Source organism: Ruegeria sp. H6, from assembly GCF_056532975.1.
In genome coordinates this window covers 123,822-140,995 of record NZ_JBQFOA010000008.1, presented here as the reverse complement: position 1 = coordinate 140,995, position 17,174 = coordinate 123,822, and the positions used below count along the sequence as shown (strand labels likewise).

Genomic DNA, 17,174 nt, shown 5'->3' with positions numbered 1-17,174 from the left:
AATGCTGCCATGCCCTGAGATCAACGCAGAAATTGCGGTGCTTCTAAAGGATAGAGCGAATTGCGCACTCGCCTTCCTACAGATTCCGTTCCACTCATGCTTAGTTCTTTTCCGATCCCGTTGGGCCATTGCGCAGGAAACGGGTCGCTTGGGCCCAGGGTGGACGGCATGTTCAGGGCAAAGAAGGAGACGCATCATGCACAAGATAACTGCCCTGCCGACCGATCAGGTCGAAGCCTATCGCAACGGCGCGTCAGACGGGTATGGCAACCCGCCGGAACGGACCATTTCTAACGGGCATGGAAATCCCTGCCGCCATTGCCTGACCTACATTCCCAAGGGCGCAGAGATGCTGGTTCTGGCTCATAGACCTTTCCCCGAGACACAGCCATTTGCAGAAACCGGGCCGATTTTCCTTTGTGCAGAGTCTTGTGAGCGCCACGAAGACCCTGAAAATCTGCCAGAGGCGCTGACCGACTCGCCCAATTATCTGATCAAGGGATACGGACCGGATGATCGGATCGTATACGGCACCGGGATCATCACGCCTCAGGCGCAGATGCATGCGGCTGCCGACGATATCTTTGCCCGCGACGATGTGGCCTATATCCACATCCGCTCAGCGCTCAACAATTGTTATCACGCGCGGATCGACCGGGGTTAAAGCTTGACACGGTGCATGCCCCGGCGCGGCTGATCCAGGTCATCCGTCGGGGCGTCATCCGCACGCGATGAGGTCAGGGCGAGGAACACATCCTCAAGATCGGCTTCTTCGGTGCGCACGTCGCGTATGCGAATACCTGCGGTGCGGACGGATTCCAGAACCTGCTCGGCACTGGTCTGGGCGCTGCGGTATTGCAACATCAGCCCGCCATCGTCGCGCAGGGTGGCCTCGACGCCTTCGGCCTTGGGCAGATCGGCCACCGGGCTGTCCGGAACGATAACCATTGTCCTGCAATCCATACGGTTCAGCAGGTTGGCGGTGCTGTCCTGTGCGATCTTTTCACCGTGGTTGATGATGGCGATCTGGTCGCACATCTCTTGCGCTTCTTCCAGATAATGCGTGGTCAGGATGATGGTCATGCCCTGTTCGTTCAGCTTGCGCACATTGGTCCACAGCATCTGGCGCAGCTCGATATCCACGCCGGCGGTGGGTTCATCCAGCACCAGCACCTTGGGCTGATGCACCAGCGCCTTGGCCAGCAGCAACCGGCGCCGCATCCCGCCTGACAGCGTGCGGGCATAGGCCTCGGCCTTGTCGCTGAGGCCCACCAGTTCGAGGATCTCGTCGCTGCGGCGCTCGGATTTTGGCACACCGTACAGACCGGCCTGCACCTCAAGCGCGCCACGTGGGGTAAAGAACGGATCCAGGTTCAACTCTTGCGGCATAACGCCGATCGCGGCACGGGACTGGCGCGGGTTTTGATCCTGATCGAACCCCCAGATCGCCACTTTGCCTGCGCTTTTGACCACCAGACCGGCCAGAATGTTGATCAGGGTCGATTTGCCCGCCCCGTTTGGCCCCAACAGCCCAAAGACCGAGCCGCGCGGGATCGCCAGATCAATCCCTTTCAGCGCCTGCTTTTCAGGCTGCCCCTTGCCGCCCCGATAGGTTTTGCGCAGCCCTTCGATCCTGATTGCCGCATCGCTCATGTGGCTCTTGCCCCCGGTTTGCTCATCGCTCATAAACGCACCTAGTACATGCCCGCGAGGCCGACAACCAGTGAAGGATCGCCAGCCGTGACCATCGAAGCGCCGGAAACCAAGATCGTCGAAACCTCCCGTGTTGCCTGTGACGGTGGCGAGGGCGCTTTGGGCCATCCCCGCGTCTGGCTGCAGATCCCCGAAGATATCGGTTGGGTCGAATGCCCCTATTGTGACTGCAAATATGTTCTGAAAGGCACAGAACAGGGCTGATCACCCGCTACCATGGCCTTTGCCCAACTCCTGCCCTGATTCTGGTGGTATCTTGTCTGCGCTTATTTGCGGATAGGAAGACCGATGGACATTACAGCCAACCAGACTGCCGCCCCCGTATTCGGATGGATCGGATTCTGTACCGCAGCGATTGCGCTGTTTGCGGCACTGTTTGTGTTCTGGGCAGGACCTTTTGCTCCGCAGCAGTCCACCGGTGTGTCGCTTGGTGAGTTGGCGGCCGAGATCGGCAAATCCACCCTGCGCTCTGCCGCGGGTCTAGAGCAGCCCGAGCCCGTCGCCCGCACCCGGGACCTAGACGACTACCTGAGCGTGGCCGTGGCGATGATCGGCGCGTTGTCCATCGTCTTGTCGGTCATCGGCATCCTGCGTCACGAAAGGCTGCGTCCGGCGATCGCGGGCATCTCGATTGGTGTCGGGGCAATCCTGTTCCAGTTTTTCGCCTTTGCTTTTTTCGCGTTTCTGGGCGTGCTCGTCATCATGGCGCTTCTCAACAGTTTCTCGGATGTCTTCTCGGGCCTCTTTGGGGGTTAGGCGGCGTTCTTTGCTGGTCACCCGACCGACCCTGTGGCAGAACCATCCCTGACCGACAGGGAGAGCGCGCATGAGCAATTTTGGAAAAGGGTGCCACCTGCACCTGATCGACGGATCGGCCTTTATTTTCCGGGCCTATCATGCTCTGCCGCCCTTGACGCGGAAATCGGATGGGTTGCCGATTGGAGCCGTTTCGGGCTTTTGCAACATGTTGCAGAAATATGTCGAAGGGAATGCCGGGCCGGATGCGCCGACCCATGTGGCGGTGATCTTTGACAAGGGCTCGCACACGTTCCGCAATGACCTCTATGACCTGTACAAAGCCAATCGCGAGGCGATGCCCGAAGACCTGCGCCCGCAGATGCCCCTGACGCGCGAGGCGACCCGCGCTTTCAACATCGCCTGCAAAGAGCTGGAGGGGTATGAAGCTGACGACATCATCGCCACGCTGGCCGTTCAGGCGCGTGAGGCCGGTGGACGTGTGACCATCGTCAGTTCCGACAAGGATCTGATGCAATTGGTCGGCGGCGGTGTGGAAATGCTGGACGCGATGAAGAACAAGCGCATCGACCGCGACGGGGTGGTTGAGAAATTCGGCGTTGGCCCCGAACGGGTGGTCGATGTGCAGGCGCTGGCCGGGGATTCGGTGGATAACGTGCCCGGCGCTCCGGGCATTGGGGTCAAAACGGCGGCGTTGCTCATCAACGAATATGGTGATCTCGAAACCCTGCTGGACCGCGCGGACGAGATCAAACAGCCCAAGCGCCGCCAGACCCTGATCGAAAAGCGCGATCAGATCGAGTTGTCCAAGAAGCTGGTACAGCTGGACGAAAACACCCCGCTGGATTTCGGCCTGGACGATCTTGAGGTGAAAGACCCTGACGCTGACACCCTGCTTGGGTTCCTGGCGGAAATGGAGTTCCGGACCCTCACCAAGCGCATTGCCGACAAGCTGGGGGCCGAAGCCCCCGTGATCGCCGATGCGCCTGCGCCTGTTGAGGTGGAAGAGGCTGAGGCGCTGCCCTTCGATGCGTCGAAATATGAGTGTGTGCGCGATGCGGCGGCGTTGCAGAAGTGGATCGATCAGGCCTATGAGCGCGGCTGGGTCGCGGTGGATACCGAAACCACCGGGCTGAACGAAATGATCGCCGATCTGGTCGGTATTTCACTGTGTGTTGAGGCAGGGGAGGCGTGCTATATCCCGCTGACCCACCGCGAAAGCGCAACGGATGATCTGTTTGGTTCTGATGCGCTGGCCGAGGGGCAGATGCCGCTCGATGAGGTTCTAACACTGCTAAAACCCATGTTCGAAGATCCATCGATCCTGAAAATCGGGCAGAACATGAAGTACGACGCCAAGATCTTTGCGCGGCTTGGTATTGATGTCGCCCCGATCGACGACACCATGCTGATGTCCTATGCGATGCATGGCGGGGAGCATGGGCATGGCATGGATACGCTGTCGGAACGCTATCTGAATCACACCCCGATTCCGATCAAACCGCTGCTGGGATCAGGCAAATCGTCGATTACATTTGACAAGGTGCCGATTGACGAGGCTACGGCTTACGCTGCCGAGGACGCGGATATCACCTTGCGGCTTTGGAAGCTGTTCAAGCCGCAATTGCATCAGGTGCAGGTGACGACGGTCTATGAAACACTGGAACGCCCGCTTGTGCCGGTTCTCAAAGAAATGGAGATGCACGGCATCAAGGTCGACCGCGATGTTCTGTCCCGCATGTCGAACGCCTTTGCGCAGAAAATGGCCGGGTTAGAGGCTGATATTCATGAGCTGGCAGGGGAAAGCTTCAATGTCGGCTCACCCGCACAGCTGGGTGAGATTCTGTTCGACAAGATGGGCCTTGAGGGCGGCAAGAAGGGCAAGACCGGGAAATACTCGACCGGGGCCGATATACTGGAAGACCTAGCCACCGAGCACGAATTGCCGCGTCGGGTGCTGGACTGGCGGCAGCTATCGAAGTTGAAGTCGACTTACACGGATGCGCTGCAGACCCATATCAACCCCGACACGGGCCGCGTGCATACGTCCTATTCGATCACGGGGGCCAATACGGGGCGTCTGGCCTCGACCGATCCGAACCTGCAAAACATCCCTGTCCGCACCGAGGAAGGCCGTCGCATTCGCGAGGCATTCATTGCCGAGCCAGGCAATGTGCTGGTCAGTCTGGACTATAGCCAGATCGAGCTGCGGATCCTGGCGCATATCGCTGATATTTCGACCCTGAAACAGGCGTTTTCGGACGGTCTGGACATTCACGCCATGACCGCATCCGAGATGTTCGATGTACCGCCGGATGAGATGACGCCGGATATCCGCCGTCAGGCCAAGGCGATAAACTTTGGGGTGATCTACGGCATTTCGGGTTTCGGCCTAGCGCGCAATTTGCGCATTCCTCGGGCCGAGGCGCAGGGGTTCATCGACCGGTATTTTGAGCGATTCCCAGGTATTCGGACCTATATGGACGACACCGTCGCCTTCGCCAAAGAGCATGGCTATGTGCAGACGCTGTTCGGGCGCAAAATTCATACACCCGAGATCAATGCGAAAGGGCCGCATGCGGGCTTCTCGCGCCGGGCGGCGATCAATGCGCCGATTCAGGGCACCGCGGCGGATGTGATCCGGCGCGCGATGGTGCGGATGCCGGAGGCGATCAATGGGCTACCGGCCAAGATGCTGTTGCAAGTGCATGACGAATTGTTGTTCGAAGTGGCCGAAGGCGCCGTGGATCAGGTGGTCGAAGTGGCGCGCGACGTAATGGAGGGGGCCTCGGACCCTGCAGTGAAGCTGGATGTGAAGCTGAGCGTAGATGCCGGGCAAGGCGCCAATTGGGCCGAGGCGCACTAGGGACGCCGCTCATCAGGCCCGGCGGGCCCTCTTTGCTGCGGGTCAGCCCTGCGGTCTGACCAGACGCTCGACCAGCCGTTTCACGGCGGGGCCGAGGATCAGGATGACGGAAAACGCAATGGGCCAGCAGAAGGCCCAGGATGCCATCCAGTCGCCAAACGTGGTCGGACCGAACCCCACAGCCTTTGCCGTTGCGATGCCGGTGACGATACAGGACATCAGGCCAGACATGATCAGGCCAAACAGGGCATGGGCAAAGCGGGCGGGGATCATATGGGGCATCCTCTTCAACGCGATGCCCCGGTTTGCGGGATTCTGGCGCAAAATGCCAGAGCAAGCTTTAAAACCTTACGGCAGCCATCCAAGGCTGTCTGAGGTTTGGGCTGTGGAGGGTGTGTATTCCGCGCTGACCCAACCTGTATAGCCGCTTTGGTCCATCGCATCGAAAAGGCGCGAAAAATCCGTGGGGCCGTGGCCGGGTTCTTTGCGATCCGGGGCCGCCCCGATCTGCGCATGAACGACTTTGGGATGATACATATCCCAAACCGCATGGGCATCGCCATGGATCATATGCGCATGAAAGCTGTCGAATTGCAGGCCGACATTGCGGCGATCGATGTGGTCCAGAACGTCAATTGCCAGCGCGTAGTCATTCAGGAAATAATCGGGTTGCGAAACGGGATTCAACGGCTCGATCGTAAAGTGTTGCTGCGGGGCCAAATCGGCGGCCCATTGCAGGTTTTGCACAAAACATGCAAATGCCTCGGGTCCCGAGGCATAACCCGCCATGAGGTGGATCAGGCGTGGCCGCAGAACCTCGGCATAGCGCAGGACGCGCCGGATGTCCGATTGAAACCGCGCCTCACCACCGGGGACGGCGGCAAAGCCTGGCGCACCCCCGGCATAGTTCGGCGGCGGTGCATTGATCAGCAGCAGCTCTAACCCGTTGGACAACAAGGCCCTTCGCGTTTCTTTGGCCGCCACGTCATAGGGATAGAGAACCTCGACCGCTTTGAACCCGGCCTGCGCCGCAGCTGCAAAGCGATCAAGATAAGGCAGCTCCGCAAAAAGCAGCGACAGGTTTGCGGCAAATTTGGGCATCGGTGGCTTTCAAGCGAGTGGTGCAGTGATCTTAGCGGTCTGATGATTTACGCGAAAGGGACTGAAAACGACAGTTTGTCGAAAATCGGCCAGAACCACCGGCTCAAAAAAGAGAGCGTGGCACCAAGGCGGCGAATCAATTCATCTGCGCTGCGCCAACAGAAGGTTTGTTCGTTATGGGTATGCGCCCTGAGACCGCTTGCGGGACCAATACCGTTATGTCCGATCCGCGGAAGGCCGTTTTGTCCGGAAATGGATTGGCTGTCGCCTCGATGCTGACCTGGGCGGCAGGGTTTCCGGCGGCAGAGGTGTTGCTGCAAACCTGGCCTCCGGTCGCCTTGCTGGCCGCACGGCTAGGGTTGGCCGTAATCGTCATGGTGCCGATCTGGCTGATGATCGACGGCCCGCGCCGGGTGCTGAATGCCCGCTGGACACACGCCATGCTGGTCGGCGGGCTTGGCCTTGGATCGGGGATGTATCTGATCATCCTCGCGCAAAAGCTGACCGACCCTGTAACTGTTGCGATTATTGCATCCTGTGCCCCCTTGATGGCTGCGATGATTGAGCTTGTGGCGGGCACGCGGCGCCTGCGCTGGAATTTCGTGCTGGGTGTCGCGGTCTCGGTGGTTGGGGGTCTGATCGCCACAAGTGTATTGGCACCCGCGCAGTTGGGTTTGGGCGCGGCCTGCGCTGTCGCCTCGACCGCATTGTTTTGCTGGGCCAGCATGGCGACCGCCCGGGATTTTCCAGAGCTCAGCCAGACCGGACGCACCACGATCACCTTTATCGGAGGATTGCTGATGGCTTCGATCCTGGTGTTCGCTTCGATGCAACTGGGCTTTGATGTCATGCCTTCGACCGCGCTTGACCTGCAGCAAGCCGGGATGCTGGCGATGTATGCGCTGGTTTCCATGGGGCTCAGCCAGGTGTTTTTTGTCGCGTCCGTGGGCCGGATCGGTGTGACCCTGTCGGCCTTTCACATCAACATCGCGCCATTCTATGTGATGATCATCATGCTTGTTATGGGCGAAGCCTGGAACTGGACCAGTGCGGCTGGGGCGGGGATTGTGGCTTTGGCTGTTGTTCTTGCGCAGGATCGGCCCGCGCATCAGTCAACCTGGTCAAGGTCGAGCTGATCGGACGGGATCAGGCCAAAAAACTGACCGCCGGACCAGACGCCAAACCACCCCTCGTGATGCGAGGCGATATCAACCAAACGATAGAAGGTCTTGCGATCCAGGCGCGCTTCGAGGTTTGAGCGAACCAATACATATGGTGACGGCTCTTCTGTTTCCGGATCGATATCAATCCGAAGGGGATGGTCGGCCCCCGCCGTGACTGTTTCGCCGACCCGAGTGGTGAATGTCAGGGTCTGTGCCGCGCCTTTCCCCTTTGGTTCGACGTCGACCGCGATGAAGGGCGTGTCTTCGACGATGATTCCCACCTTCTCAACCGGCGTCACGAGGAAGTATTTTTCGCCTTCTTTCTTAAGAATTGAGGAAAAAAGCCTCACAAGCTCGAACCGGTTGATGGGCGACCCTAAATAACTCCAGGTACCATCTTTTGCGATCCGGATGTCCAGATCGCCGCAAAACGGGGGATTCCAGAGGTGAACAGGGGGTAAACCCCGTGAATCGGACGCTTTGACCGATGCCGCCAGGCCATCAGGTGTTGGTTTCACAGGTTTTTGTCCGCTCATTGCTTTTGCCATTTCCACTCAGCGCGATACACTTCAATCATATTCGTCCACGGAAGGGAAACTCATGACCGAACCTGCCGACCTCGTGACCGAGATCGAAGCGCTTGAAAACAAGCTGCAAGAGGCGAAATCCTCGATCACGCGCCGCTTTATCGGGCAAGAGAGGGTCGTGGACCTGACCCTGACCGCATTGCTGTGCGGCGGTCACGCTTTGTTGATCGGTCTGCCGGGTCTGGGCAAAACGCGACTGGTTGAGACGCTTTCGACGGTGATGGGCCTGCATGGCAACCGGATCCAATTCACGCCGGATCTGATGCCAGCCGATATTCTGGGCTCCGAGGTTCTGGATACGGCAGATGATGGCAGCCGCCATTTCCGCTTTATCTCTGGTCCGATCTTTTGCGAGCTGTTGATGGCGGATGAGATCAACCGCGCCAGCCCGCGTACACAGTCCGCGTTATTGCAGGCGATGCAGGAACGCACCGTGACCGTCGCGGGCGAGGACCGGTCGCTGGGCGTTCCGTTCCACGTGTTGGCGACGCAGAACCCGATTGAACAGGAAGGCACGTATCCGCTGCCCGAGGCGCAGTTGGACCGTTTCCTTGTTCAGATTGATGTCGAGTACCCGGATCGCCAGACCGAACGCGATATTCTGTTGGCCACAACGGGTGTGGAAGAAGACGAAGCGCATCAGATTTTCACCAAAGAGGACCTGCTGGCCGCGCAGGTCCTGTTGCGCCGGATGCCGGTGGGCGAGTCGGTTGTCGAACTGATTTTGGATCTGGTCCGTGCCTTCCGTCCCGATGAGGCGGGCGTGTCCGAGCGCGTCGCGGAAACCGTTGCCTGGGGCCCGGGGCCGCGCGCGGCGCAGGCCCTGATGATGACAGTGCGGGCGCGCGCCATGCTGCAAGGCCGTCTGGCCCCAAATGCCGAAGATGTTCTGGACATGGCGCGTCCGGTGCTCAGCCACCGGATGGCGCTGAACTTTGCGGCGCGGGCGCGCGGCGACAGCTTGTCTGATCTGATCGAATCCACTGCCGCCGGACTGGTTCGCACCGAGGCCGCGGCGTGAATGCCGCGCTGACCCTTCGCGAAAGATCCGAGGCCGAGGCGTCACGGCTGCCGCCCCTTTTGGCGCGGGCTGAACACTTGGCTGGCACCGTCCTGCTGGGCGATCACGGGCGACGACGCTCGGGCATGGGCGATGATTTCTGGCAATACCGCCCCGCCCAGATCGGCGACAGCCGCCGGATGATCGATCATCGCCGTTCGGCCCGGGGGGATCAGCAATTTGTCCGCGAACGCGAATGGCAGATCGCGCAGTCGGTGATGCTCTGGGTCGATCAGGGTGCCTCGATGCGTTTTGCGTCGGAAAAAACCCTGCCAACCAAGGCAGATCGGGCGCGTTTGCTTGGTCTGGCGACTTCCATTCTACTGGTGCGTGGGGGCGAACGTGTGGGTCTGACAGGCACCACCCTGCCGCCGCGACGGGGTAATGCGCAGATCATCCGGCTGGCGCAGGCATGGTCCGAGGATGCGGATACCGATTACACCCCTCCGGAACACCGCGCCATGATCCCACATGCGCGCGCTGTGTTCATTTCCGATTTTCTGGGACCGATGGAAGAGGTCGAGCTGGCCCTGACCAAAGCCGCAGATCGCGGTGTGCGGGGCGTTTTGTTGCAAGTGCTGGACCCCAGTGAAGAGGCGTTCCCCTATCGCGGGCGCACGGTTTTCGAAAGCGTCGGCGGGTCTGTCCGGCACGAGACCCTGAAAGCAGGGGAACTGCGGGACCGGTATCTCGACCGGTTGGCTGAACGCAAACAAACCCTGACACAGCTATGCCAGGCCACGGGCTGGCAACTGGGTCTGCACCATACCGGCGACAGCGCGCAGGCAGCCCTGTTGTGGCTTTACCGTGCGTTGGACGGGGGTGTTCGATGACGGTTCTGGCAGGTATCGGCTTTACCGCGCCCTGGATATTGCTGGGTCTACTGACCTTGCCGATCCTGTGGCTGATCCTGCGCGCCGTTCCTCCGGCGCCGATCCGGCGGCTGTTTCCAGCCGTGACCCTTTTGTTGGGCCTGAAGGACGAAGAAAGCGTATCCGACCGTACGCCCTGGTGGCTGTTGCTGCTGCGGATGCTGGCGGCGGCGGCGATCATCATTGGCCTTGCAGGGCCGGTTCTGAACCCCTCGCGGGATCAGGCCGGATCCGGTCCGCTGTTGCTGGTGCTCGATGGCAGTTGGGCCGGGGCGACCCGCTGGTCGGCGACGCTGGATCAGATTGATGCGCAACTGACCGAGGCTGGCCGCGCTGGTCGTCCGGTTTCGATCTTCAGCCTCACTGATCCGGAACCCCCGGTGTTTCAGGCGGCAGAGGCCTGGCGCGGGCGGCTGCCCGGGCTGATCCCGATGCCGTGGCAACCGGATGCAGATCAGATTGCCGCAGCGATTGAGGCATTCGCGATCACCGAAGGAGGCTTTGACACCCATTGGTTCAGCGATGGTCTGGACTATGACGGTCGCAATCAGATCACTTCAACCCTGGAATCGCGCGGCTCGGTCACCGTCTATCTGTCGTCTTCGTCTGTCGTGGCACTGTTGCCGGCGCAATATCAGGACGGCGTCATTCAATTGGCCGCCCTGCGCCCTGAACCCGGCCTTTCCGAACGCGTTACGGTTTTGGCGCAAGGCCGCGACCCGGCCGGGGCGATGCGGGTCTTGCACTCGGTTGAACTGGAGTTCGAAAGTGACGCGACCCGGGCCGAGGTCGAGATTTCACTGCCCTCCGAGCTGCGCGCGCGCATCACCCGGTTTGAGATTCAAAACCAGCGTTCGGCGGGGGCCGTGTCGCTGACCGACGATGGCTTGCGCCGCCGTGAAATAGCTTTGATCGCCGGAACTCAGAACCGCGAAGGGCTAGAGCTGTTGTCGCCCCTGCACTATCTGACGCAGGTTCTGGTGCCGACGGCTGATTTTGTTGACGGTGCGTTGCTTGATGTGCTGCCTGCCAACCCGGACGCGATTGCGCTGGCCGATGTCGCCACGCTGGCCGAGGCCGAGAAACTGGCCCTGACCGAATGGGTGGAACAGGGCGGGTTGCTTTTGCGTTTTGCCGGCCCGCGCATGGCCGCAAGTGATCTGGGCCGAGATGAGGAAGATATTCTGCTACCTGTCCGCCTGCGCAGCGGTGGACGCTCGGTCGGGGGCGCGATGAGTTGGGGTGAGGCCAAGGGGCTGGCCCCGTTCACCGAAGACTCGCCCTTCTTTGGCCTGACGATCCCCGATGATGTTGTGGTCACGACGCAGGTGATGGCGCAGCCCGATCCCAATCTGGCCGACCGGGTGATTGCGTCTCTGTCGGATGGCACACCTTTGGTGACGCGCAAGGCGTTGGGGCTGGGGCAGGTCGTGCTGTTTCACGTCACCGCTGATGCCGAATGGTCCAGCCTGCCGCTGTCTGGCCTGTTTGTCGAAATGCTCGACCGTCTGGCCGTAGCCTCTGCCGCCAAATCCCGGCAGGTTGAGCAGTTGCAAGGCACCACGTGGGAACCGATCCAGATTCTGGACGGGTTTGGGACTCTGTCGGATGCCGGAACTCTGGCCGGAGTGGACGGAGCTGCGCTTGTCTCTGGCGCAACCGGGCCTGACCTGTGGCCCGGTCTTTACGAAAGCGGCAAGCAAAAGCTGGCGCTGAACGTGATTTCCGAGGATGCCGCGCTGACACCGGCTGTGTGGCCGTCCGATATTCCGGTCAAGGGGCAAGAGGTCAGTACAGAAACCCCGATTGGTGGTCTTCTTCTGAGCCTCGCTTTGATCCTGCTGACAATCGACGTGATCGCCTCATTGGCGCTGTCGGGGCGTCTGGGTCTGGCGCGGGCGGCGGCCATGGCGCTGGGCGCGATGCTGATTGTGCCTCAGGCACAGGCGCAGACGCCCGATGATACCGATTTCGCGCTTGCGGCCACGCATGAACTGGTGCTGGCCCATGTGCTGACGGGCGACAAACAGGTGGATGACATTGCACTGGCTGGGTTGCGCGGTCTGGTGCAGACCCTGCATTTCCGAACCTCCGTGGAACCCGCCGATCCGATAGGTGTTGACCTTGAACGGGATGAACTGGCGTTCTTTCCGTTGCTCTATTGGCCGATTTCGACAGCGCAACCGCAACCCTCGGCCGAGGCTTACGCCAAGCTCAATGCCTATCTGCGCTCGGGCGGGATGATCCTGTTTGATACGCGCGATGCGGATATCGCGGGGTTTGGCGCGTCCAGCCAGAATGGCCGTAAGCTGCAGCAGCTGGCGGCACCGTTGAATATCCCCGCGCTGGAACCCGTGCCGCGCGACCATGTGCTGACGCGGGCCTTCTACCTGCTGCAGGATTTTCCGGGGCGGCATTCGGGCACCGAGGTCTGGGTTGAATCCGCCCCGCCCGATGCCGAACAGATCGAAGGGATGCCGTTCCGTAACCTGAACGACAACGTCACCCCTGTGGTCATCGGCGGCAATGATTGGGCCGGGGCCTGGGCGGTGGACAACAACGGTCAGGCGCTGTTGCCGGTTGGCCGGGGTTACGCGGGTGAGCGGCAGCGAGAGCTGGCGCATCGCTTTGGTGTCAATCTGGTGATGCATGTGCTGACCGGGAATTACAAATCCGATCAGGTGCACGTGCCCGCTCTTTTGGACAGGTTGGGACAATGACCGGAACCGTCATATTCGACCCGTTGATCCCTTGGCCCGTGCTGTTGATCATTGGTCTGATCGCCGTCGCTGGCGTGATCCTTGCCCTGTGGCGCGGCCTGTCGGGCTGGGCCTTGCGAGGATTGGCAGCGATTGTCGTCATCGCAGCGTTGTCCGGCCCGGTCTATCAGGTCGAAGACCGCGCGCCTTTGACCGACATTGTTCTGATGCTCGAAGATCAAAGCGCTAGCCAGACGCTGTCGGATCGGGCCGAGCAAACTCAGCGCGCCGCGGATGAGCTGGCCCAGGAGATCGAGGCCCGAGACAACACCGAGCTGCGCCGCATTCCGGTTGGCGATGGCGACGGGGACGAGGGTACCCAAGTCATGGCTGCCCTGAACGCCGCTTTGGCCGAAGAGCCGCGCGCGCGGATTGCGGGCATTCTGGTCGTCTCGGATGGGATCGTCCACGACGCCGATCAGGCACCCGATCTGCCTGCGCCGATGCACCTGCTGCAAACCGGACGCGAAACGGATTGGGACCGGCGCCTGATCGTGCGCAACGCCCCGGCCTTCGCTATTATCGGCGAACCGGTCACACTGACCCTGCGCGTCGAAGACAGCGGCGCGGCCCCTGCAGGAGCCTCGACCGCGCCGCTTGAGATCTCGGTCGACGGGGCCGAACCCGAACAGTTCAGCATACCCATCGGCGTTGATGTCGAACTGCCCGTGACGCTGCCCCATGGCGGGCGCAACGTCATTCAGTTCTCGGTGCCGCAGGCCGAGGGCGAATTGACCGACCGCAACAACACCGCCCTGATCCAGATGAACGGCGTGCGCGACCGGCTGCGCGTTTTGCTTGTCTCGGGCGAGCCGCATCCCGGCGGGCGCACATGGCGCAACCTGCTGAAATCCGACAGCTCGGTCGATCTGGTGCATTTCACCATTCTGCGTCCGCCTGAAAAGCAGGACGGCGTGCCGGTGGACGAGCTGTCCCTGATCGCCTTTCCAACACGTGAGTTGTTTCTGGAAAAGATCAACGATTTCGATCTGATCATCTTTGACCGCTACAAACGACGGGGCATTCTGCCCGCGATCTATCTGGACAATGTGGGCGACTATATCGTCAACGGTGGCGCAGTTCTGATTGCTTCGGGTCCGGATTTTGCCACCGCCGACAGCATCTTTCGATCCCCGCTTGGCCCGGTCTTGCCCGCACAACCCAGCGCGCGGGTGATCGAGGAACGCTTTGTCCCCATGGTCAGCGAACTGGGTGAGCGTCATCCGGTTACCTCTGATCTGGGATCGTCTGACGATTGGGGCGCCTGGCTGCGCCAGATCGACGTCAGACACCGCTCGGGCGAAGTTCTGATGACCGGCGTGGAGGAACGGCCCTTGCTTGTGCTCGACCGCGTCAAAGAGGGCCGCGTCGCTTTGTTGGCTTCGGACCACGCGTGGTTGTGGAGCCGCGGCTTTGAGGGCGGCGGCCCGCAGTTGGAACTGCTGCGCCGTCTGGCGCATTGGCTGATGAAAGAGCCTGAGCTTGAGGAAGAGGCCCTGTGGGCCGAGGCCAACGGTCAGTCGATGCGCATCATTCGTCAGACCCTTGAGGATGAGATCGGGCCTGTTACAGTGACCCGCCCCAATGGCGAAACCCTTGAAGTCGACCTGCAGGAGGTATCCCCGGGCCGGTTCGAAGCGCTGTATCTCGGGCCTGAAATCGGGCTCTACCGCCTGGAAGAGGGCACGCATTCCGCTGTGATCGGCCTTGGCCCTGCTGCGCCCAAGGAATTTGAGCGCACCATTGCCACCGATGAGATTCTGTCACCCACGCTGGCAACCCTGCGTGGCGGTGCGATCCGCATCGAAGATGGTCTGCCCGCGATCCGCGCCGTACGTGAGGGGCGCCCCGCCGCGGGCCGGGGCTGGATCGGTCTGACGCCGCGCAATGCCTATGAGACCCGCGATGTCACCCAGGCCGGATTGCTGCCGCCCTGGCTTGTTCTGTTGCTGGCGGGCGGCTTCCTGCTGGCCGGTTGGCTGCGCGAAGGACGGCATTGAGCCCTTAAGCACTTTTTCACGGTCTGACGGGATGATGCCTGAAAACCATCCCGGGGCAGCCCATAATGAATATTGCAGAAAAACTGGCTCAGGAACGCCGGGCCCGCCTGGCGGCGGAGCGCCTGTTGGAGCTGAAACAGGCCGAGCTTTCGGCGGCGAACCGAAAGCTGGGCCGCCATGCCATCGCTTTGACCCGCCAGATCGGTCAAACCCAGGCCGAGGTTGAAACCGTACGGGGCGAAAACGAAAAGGTGAAATCCGATCTGACCGTTGCCAATGCCAAGATCGAGGTCGCCGAGCGCCGCCTGTGGCATTCGATCCAGACCATTCAGGATGGTTTCGCCTTTTTCGATGGTGACAACAACCTGATCAGCGCCAATACTGCCTATCTCCGGGTTTTTGACGGTCTGGACGAGGTGGCGCCAGGGGTCAGCTATTTCCGCATTCTCGAAATCCTGACGAACGAAGGGATCGTCGATATCGGCGCGGAAAATGCAGCGGACTGGCAGCAGCGGATGCAAAGCCGGTGGATAAACCCGAACCCGGAACCCAAGGTCATACAGCTTTGGAACGGGCAATATATCCGGCTGATCGATCAGCGCGGCCCGGGCGGCGACGTGGTCAGCCTTGCGCTCAACATCACCGCGTCTGTTCGGCACGAGACCGAGCTGCAATCAGCCCGCGAACGCGCCGAGGCGGCGAACCGCGCGAAATCCGCCTTTCTCGCCAATATGAGCCACGAGATTCGCACACCGATGAATGGCATCGTCGGCATGACTGAGCTGCTCACCGAAACCCCGCTCTGTGAAGAGCAGCGGTTATATGTGAACACCATCCGCAACTCGGGTGAGGCTTTGCTGGTCATCATCAACGACGTTCTGGATTACTCCAAGATCGAGGCGGATAAACTGACCCTGCACCCTGAACAGTTCGATCTGGAACGGTGTATTCTTGAAGTGGCCATGCTGCTGCAGCCGAGTGTCCGCGACAAGGGGCTGACCCTGTTGGTCGACTATGACCTGTTCCTGCCCACGCTCTTTGTCGGCGATCCGGGGCGGGTACGCCAGATTCTCACCAATCTGGTTGGGAACGCGGTCAAGTTTACCTCGGAAGGTCACGTATTGATCCGGGTGACCGGTGTGCCGGATACCGGGGCCGAAAACTGCGATATTCACGTGGCCATCGAAGACACGGGTATCGGAATACATGAAGAAAAAATCAGCCACATCTTTGGGGAATTCAATCAGGTCGAAGATGAGCGCAATCGCCAATTCGAAGGTACGGGCCTGGGCCTGGCCATCACCAAACGGTTGATCACGATGATGGGCGGCACGGTCTGGGTCGAAAGCGAAGAGGGCAAGGGATCGTGCTTTGGCTTTCGTATCACCTTGCCCACTGCCGAGGGTCCACAACCCGTGCCCCCTTGCCTGGCCGGTCGATTGCGGCATGTGCTGATTGTCGAAGATCTTGCGGTCAACAGGGCGATCCTGACCAAACAGCTCAGGCGGCTGGGGTCACAAGTGACGGTTTGCGCCACCGGTGGGGAGGCGTTGAAGGCTGTGGATGACAGCCTTGATCTGGTGCTGTGCGACCATGATCTGCCCGATATGGATGGGCTGGAACTGGCGACCACTCTGCGGGATCGCGGTCGGGGGGATCTGCCCATCGTTATCATGTCGGCCAACCCGGGTGTCATACATGCAGACCCCGCGCAGGGGCTGATTGAGGGCGTGTTGCAAAAACCCATCCCTCGGGCCGAGCTGTACAGCCGTCTTCTGGCGCTGGGCGTGCCGGGAAAGGCTAACCGAAACGCCCGCCATGATGATGCGGGCGCGGCGGATGCCAGCCCGTCAAAAGGTAAGCGCCAGATGCGCGTTCTGGCTGCTGAAGACAACAAGACCAATCAGCTTATCCTGAAAAAGATGACGAAGGATCAGAATATCGAACTGCGCTTTGTCGATAACGGCCTGAAGGCGGTCGAAATGTTCGAGGATTTTAAACCGGACTTGATTTTCATGGATATTTCGATGCCGAAGATGGATGGCAAAGAGGCCGCGTCCGAAATCCGACGGCGCGAGATTGGCACGGATCACCGGGTTCCTATTGTGGCACTAACAGCCCATGCAATGGCCGGGGACGACAAAAACATCCTCGCCGCCGGACTGGATCACTACCTGACCAAGCCGCTGCATAAGAAACTGATTGTCGAGATGATCCAGCTGCACTGCCCGAAAGACGTCTGCCCGGCCTCCCCCACGGATGAGGGGACAAGCTGAACCGACCCCGGATACGCGATT

Annotated in this window: 14 protein-coding genes; 10 read left to right on the top strand and 4 right to left on the bottom strand. The window is 60.5% G+C overall.

Translation table 11 applies throughout. The annotated features are described in order from the left end of the window. Positions 1-196: 196 nt before the first annotated feature. Positions 197-664, top strand: a complete 468-nt coding sequence (locus tag ACR0AG_RS14680; protein ID WP_480840181.1) for a DUF1203 domain-containing protein — start codon at positions 197-199, stop codon at positions 662-664. Here ACR0AG_RS14680 and ACR0AG_RS14675 read toward each other — a convergent pair. Next, positions 661-1,653 (bottom strand): ABC transporter ATP-binding protein, encoded by a 993-nt coding sequence (locus tag ACR0AG_RS14675; protein WP_480840250.1) that lies wholly within the window; start codon positions 1,651-1,653, stop codon positions 661-663. The genes ACR0AG_RS14680 and ACR0AG_RS14675 overlap by 4 nt on opposite strands. 87 nt (positions 1,654-1,740) lie before the next feature. Here ACR0AG_RS14675 and ACR0AG_RS14670 point away from each other — a divergent pair, with 87 nt between their 5' ends. The 3 genes from ACR0AG_RS14670 (at position 1,741) to polA (ending at position 5,335) form a co-directional block, all read left to right on the top strand. Continuing rightward, positions 1,741-1,917 carry a zinc-finger domain-containing protein gene (locus ACR0AG_RS14670; protein ID WP_480840179.1) on the top strand — a complete coding sequence of 59 codons (177 nt, stop codon included), beginning with the start codon at positions 1,741-1,743 and terminating at the stop codon, positions 1,915-1,917. Between the two features lie 84 nt (positions 1,918-2,001). Continuing rightward, positions 2,002-2,469, top strand: a complete 468-nt coding sequence (locus ACR0AG_RS14665) for a hypothetical protein (protein WP_480840177.1) — start codon at positions 2,002-2,004, stop codon at positions 2,467-2,469. A 70-nt stretch (positions 2,470-2,539) separates the two neighbouring features. Beyond that, positions 2,540-5,335, top strand: coding sequence for a DNA polymerase I (polA, locus tag ACR0AG_RS14660; RefSeq protein WP_480840175.1), 2,796 nt, complete (start codon positions 2,540-2,542; stop codon positions 5,333-5,335). A 42-nt stretch (positions 5,336-5,377) separates the two neighbouring features. Here polA and ACR0AG_RS14655 read toward each other — a convergent pair whose 3' ends face one another. Then, on the bottom strand, positions 5,378-5,608 hold the full coding sequence (locus tag ACR0AG_RS14655; RefSeq protein ID WP_480840173.1) for a DUF2798 domain-containing protein: 231 nt from the start codon (positions 5,606-5,608) through the stop codon (positions 5,378-5,380). A 75-nt stretch (positions 5,609-5,683) separates the two neighbouring features. Continuing rightward, complete coding sequence (locus tag ACR0AG_RS14650; RefSeq protein WP_480840171.1) at positions 5,684-6,436, bottom strand: hydroxypyruvate isomerase family protein; 753 nt, start codon at positions 6,434-6,436, stop codon at positions 5,684-5,686. A 218-nt stretch (positions 6,437-6,654) separates the two neighbouring features. Here ACR0AG_RS14650 and ACR0AG_RS14645 point away from each other — a divergent pair, with 218 nt between their 5' ends. Next, complete coding sequence (locus tag ACR0AG_RS14645; RefSeq protein WP_480840169.1) at positions 6,655-7,572, top strand: DMT family transporter; 918 nt, start codon at positions 6,655-6,657, stop codon at positions 7,570-7,572. Here ACR0AG_RS14645 and ACR0AG_RS14640 read toward each other — a convergent pair. Continuing rightward, the gene (locus ACR0AG_RS14640; protein WP_480840167.1) at positions 7,545-8,135 is read right to left on the bottom strand and encodes a DUF1285 domain-containing protein; all 591 of its coding nucleotides are present in this window, start codon (positions 8,133-8,135) and stop codon (positions 7,545-7,547) included. The genes ACR0AG_RS14645 and ACR0AG_RS14640 overlap by 28 nt on opposite strands. A 64-nt stretch (positions 8,136-8,199) precedes the next feature. Here ACR0AG_RS14640 and ACR0AG_RS14635 point away from each other — a divergent pair, with 64 nt between their 5' ends. The 5 genes from ACR0AG_RS14635 (at position 8,200) to ACR0AG_RS14615 (ending at position 17,153) form a co-directional block, all read left to right on the top strand. After that, positions 8,200-9,207, top strand: coding sequence for an AAA family ATPase (locus tag ACR0AG_RS14635; protein ID WP_480840164.1), 1,008 nt, complete (start codon positions 8,200-8,202; stop codon positions 9,205-9,207). After that, entirely contained in the window at positions 9,204-10,079 is an 876-nt protein-coding gene (locus ACR0AG_RS14630) for a DUF58 domain-containing protein (protein ID WP_480840162.1), read from the top strand. Before ACR0AG_RS14635 ends, ACR0AG_RS14630 begins: the two co-directional genes overlap by 4 nt. Next, a complete protein-coding gene (locus ACR0AG_RS14625; RefSeq protein WP_480840160.1) occupies positions 10,076-12,838 on the top strand; it encodes a DUF4159 domain-containing protein in 2,763 nt (920 codons plus the stop codon). Before ACR0AG_RS14630 ends, ACR0AG_RS14625 begins: the two co-directional genes overlap by 4 nt. Beyond that, on the top strand, positions 12,835-14,877 hold the full coding sequence (locus ACR0AG_RS14620) for a hypothetical protein (protein ID WP_480840158.1): 2,043 nt from the start codon (positions 12,835-12,837) through the stop codon (positions 14,875-14,877). Before ACR0AG_RS14625 ends, ACR0AG_RS14620 begins: the two co-directional genes overlap by 4 nt. A gap of 65 nt (positions 14,878-14,942) precedes the next feature. Further along, positions 14,943-17,153: a response regulator gene (locus ACR0AG_RS14615; RefSeq protein WP_480840156.1), complete on the top strand. Its 2,211-nt coding sequence runs from the start codon at positions 14,943-14,945 to the stop codon at positions 17,151-17,153. Positions 17,154-17,174 lie beyond the last annotated feature (21 nt).

Excerpts from the sequence above, each read along its gene's own strand:
- ACR0AG_RS14615 (WP_480840156.1), top strand. The coding sequence starts at position 14,943 with ATGAATATTGCAGAAAAACTGGCTCAGGAACGCCGGGCCCGCCTGGCG.
- ACR0AG_RS14645 (WP_480840169.1), top strand. The coding sequence starts at position 6,655 with ATGTCCGATCCGCGGAAGGCCGTTTTGTCCGGAAATGGATTGGCTGTC.
- ACR0AG_RS14675 (WP_480840250.1), bottom strand. The coding sequence starts at position 1,653 with ATGAGCGATGCGGCAATCAGGATCGAAGGGCTGCGCAAAACCTATCGG.
- ACR0AG_RS14655 (WP_480840173.1), bottom strand. The coding sequence starts at position 5,608 with ATGATCCCCGCCCGCTTTGCCCATGCCCTGTTTGGCCTGATCATGTCT.
- polA (WP_480840175.1), top strand. The coding sequence starts at position 2,540 with ATGAGCAATTTTGGAAAAGGGTGCCACCTGCACCTGATCGACGGATCG.
- ACR0AG_RS14635 (WP_480840164.1), top strand. The coding sequence starts at position 8,200 with ATGACCGAACCTGCCGACCTCGTGACCGAGATCGAAGCGCTTGAAAAC.
- ACR0AG_RS14625 (WP_480840160.1), top strand. The coding sequence starts at position 10,076 with ATGACGGTTCTGGCAGGTATCGGCTTTACCGCGCCCTGGATATTGCTG.
- ACR0AG_RS14680 (WP_480840181.1), top strand. The coding sequence starts at position 197 with ATGCACAAGATAACTGCCCTGCCGACCGATCAGGTCGAAGCCTATCGC.
- ACR0AG_RS14665 (WP_480840177.1), top strand. The coding sequence starts at position 2,002 with ATGGACATTACAGCCAACCAGACTGCCGCCCCCGTATTCGGATGGATC.
- ACR0AG_RS14640 (WP_480840167.1), bottom strand. The coding sequence starts at position 8,135 with ATGAGCGGACAAAAACCTGTGAAACCAACACCTGATGGCCTGGCGGCA.
- ACR0AG_RS14620 (WP_480840158.1), top strand. The coding sequence starts at position 12,835 with ATGACCGGAACCGTCATATTCGACCCGTTGATCCCTTGGCCCGTGCTG.
- ACR0AG_RS14650 (WP_480840171.1), bottom strand. The coding sequence starts at position 6,436 with ATGCCCAAATTTGCCGCAAACCTGTCGCTGCTTTTTGCGGAGCTGCCT.